The 2,829-nt window shown below is 69.5% G+C and carries 4 protein-coding genes; all 4 read right to left on the bottom strand.

Annotated features, from left to right (window positions below):
• A partial coding sequence (locus tag B8115_RS00470) for a DUF484 family protein (protein WP_010625760.1) occupies window positions 1-540 on the bottom strand: 540 nt, incomplete at its 3' end.
• Between the two features lie 36 nt (window positions 541-576).
• The gene (gene dapF / locus B8115_RS00465) at window positions 577-1,410 is read right to left on the bottom strand and encodes a diaminopimelate epimerase (protein ID WP_010625759.1); all 834 of its coding nucleotides are present in this window, start codon (window positions 1,408-1,410) and stop codon (window positions 577-579) included.
• Window positions 1,410-2,702, bottom strand: a complete 1,293-nt coding sequence (lysA, locus tag B8115_RS00460) for a diaminopimelate decarboxylase (protein ID WP_010625758.1) — start codon at window positions 2,700-2,702, stop codon at window positions 1,410-1,412. Before lysA ends, dapF begins: the two co-directional genes overlap by 1 nt.
• Before the next feature lie 9 nt (window positions 2,703-2,711).
• Window positions 2,712-2,829, bottom strand: a 118-nt coding sequence (locus tag B8115_RS00455) for a lipoprotein (RefSeq protein ID WP_010625757.1), incomplete at its 5' end; no start/stop codon positions are given.

Genomic DNA, 2,829 nt, shown 5'->3' with positions numbered 1-2,829 from the left:
CGGCGGCTTGGCGTGGGGCAACAGGCGACCCCAGTCGGTGGGGGTGAGTCGGGTGCAGCGGCTGGTGCGTCCGTCGAGCAGCGCGGCCAGGCGTACGCCGGCGTGTTCGTCGAGCACGTGGCGCGGCGGCTGCGGCGGCAGCGGCTCGTGGTTGGTGAGCTGGGCGGGACACCACAGGGCCACGGCGGGGATCTGAAAGCGTTCGGCGATCTGCGTAGCCAGTGCCTGGCCCAGGGCGTCGGCATCCTCGGCATCCAGCAACGCCAGCACCAGCTCGCGGGTGCGGCGGTACTGCACCTCGTTGTGGCGCGCCGACTCCAGCAGCTGCTCCAGCCGCCACTCGGCCTGTTCGGCGCGGCGGCGCAGGTCGTGAACCAGACGCTCCAGCAGCGAGGTGGTGCCGTGGGCCTCCGGATGGGGCACCTTGAGTTGCTGCAGCAGCCCCTCGCGGCCGACGAAGAAGTCCGGATGGCGGGCCAGCCACTCGGCTACCCGGTCCGGATCGAGGGTCTTGCGCGGTTCGGGAACGGCTCGGGTCATGCAGTGACTCCTACGGTTCGGGGTTGGCCCGTCACATCAGGCCAGGGCGATACGCCCTTCGAAGACGCGTTCGGCGGGGCCGGTCATGAGCAGCGGCGTCTCGTCGCCGGCCCATTCGATGCGCAGGTCGCCGCCGCGCAGATGGACCGTGACCGGGCTCTCCAGCAGACCCTGACGGATGCCGCTGGCCACCGCGGCACAGGCGCCGGTGCCGCAGGCCAGGGTCTCGCCGGTACCGCGCTCGAACACCCGCAGGCGGATCTCGTGGGGAGACACCACCTGCATGAAGCCGGCGTTGACCCGGCGCGGGAAGCGCGGATGGCGCTCGATCAGCGGGCCGAGGCGTTCGACGGGAGCGCTGTCGACATCGTCGACGCGCAGCACGGCGTGGGGGTTGCCCATGGAAACGGCGCCGATCTCGTAGCGCTCGCCGTCGACCTCGAGCGCATGCAGCGGGCGATCCTCGGCGGCATCGAAGGGCAGGGCCGTGGGCTCGAAGCGCGGGGTGCCCATGTCCACCGTGATCTGGTCGTCGTCATTGACCACCAGCGTCAGCGGCCCGCCGGCGGTCTCCACGTGGATCTCGCGCTTGTGGGTCAGACGCTGATCGAGCACGAAACGGGCGAAGCAGCGAGCGCCGTTGCCGCAGTTCTCCACCTCGCTGCCGTCGGCATTGAAGATCCGGTAGCGGAAGTCCATGTCGGGGCTGCGCGGCGGCTCGACCACCAGCAGCTGATCGAAGCCGATGCCGAAGCGGCGATCGGCGAGCTTGCGGATCTGCTCGTCGCGCAGCCGCGCCCGCTGGGTGATCAGATCGATCACCATGAAGTCGTTGCCGAGGCCATGCATCTTGGTGAAGTGCAGCAGCATCAGCGCGCGCCTCCTTCACTCGTCTTGCTCTCATTGGGCAGCAGCGCTTCGCCGGCCCACAGCGACTCGACGCTCTCGCGCTGGCGCACCACGTGATAGCCGTCGCCGTCGACCATGACCTCGGCGGGACGCGGACGGCTGTTGTAGTTCGAGGCCATGACGAAACCGTAGGCGCCGGCGGAGCGCACCGCCAGCAGGTCGCCGGGGCCGATGGCCAGCTCACGCTCCTTGCCGAGGAAGTCGCCGGTTTCGCACACCGGGCCGACCACGTCGTAGACGGCGCTTTCGCGCACGTGGCGGGTGTCCACCGGAATGATCGCCTGCCACGCCTGATACAGCGAGGGCCGGATCAGGTCGTTCATGCCGGCATCGACGATGGCGAAGTTCTTGGTCTCGCCGGGCTTGAGGAACTCGACCCGGGTCAGCAGCACGCCGGCATTGGCGGCGATCGAACGGCCCGGCTCGAACAGCAGGGTCAGGTTCTCGCCGTGCTTCCACTGGGCCAGGCGCTCCAGCAGCGAGGCGGCATAGTCGAAGGGCTGGGGCGGCCGCTCGCCGCGGTAGGGCACGCCGAGACCGCCGCCGAGATCGAGGTGCTCCACCTTGATGCCGCGCTCGTGCAGACGCTCGAGCAGCACCAGCAGGCGGTCCAGGGCGTCGAGGAAGGGCGCCAGCTCGGTGAGCTGCGAGCCGATGTGGCAGTCGATGCCGACGACGTTCAGTCCCGGCAGGCGTGCGGCCAGCTCGTATACTTCGAGCGCCTCGTCCACCGCAATGCCGAACTTGTTGTCCTTGAGCCCGGTGGAGATATAAGGGTGAGTGCCGGCGTCGACGTCGGGATTGACCCGCAGCGACACCGGCGCCACCTTGCCCAGCCGCTCGGCCACGGCGGACAGGCGCTCGAGCTCCGCGCGCGACTCGACGTTGAAGCACTTGATGCCCACCTCGAGCGCCCGGGCCATCTCGTGCTCCTGCTTGGCCACGCCGGAGAACACCACCTTGGCCGGGTCGCCACCGGCGGCCAGCACGCGCTCCAGCTCGCCCAGCGAGACGATGTCGAAACCGGCGCCCAGGCGCGCCAGCAGGTTCAGCACCGCCAGGTTGGAGTTGGCCTTGACCGCGTAGCAGATCAGGTGAGGGTGGCTGCCCAGCGCCTCGGTGTAGGCCCGGTAGTGGCGGGTCAGGGTGGCGCGAGAGTAGACGTAGCAGGGTGTACCGATCTCGTCGGCCACCTGGGTCAGCGGGACCTCCTCGCCGTAGAGTACGCCGTCGCGGTATTCGAAGTGATCCATGTTGGTCCGTTAACTCTCGTCGTCGTTGGGGGCGGCAGCGCCCGTGCCGTAGCGTTCGGCGGCGGCCTCGTCGTCGGGCAGATAGAGCGGCCCCTTCTGGCCGCAGCCGGCCAGCAGCAGGCTGGCC

The organism is Halomonas sp. KM-1, from assembly GCF_000246875.1.
Classification (GTDB): Bacteria; Pseudomonadota; Gammaproteobacteria; order Pseudomonadales; family Halomonadaceae; genus Halomonas; species Halomonas aerodenitrificans.
The sequence above is the reverse complement of the archived record's forward strand: the minus strand, read 5'-3'. Positions and strand labels throughout refer to the sequence as shown.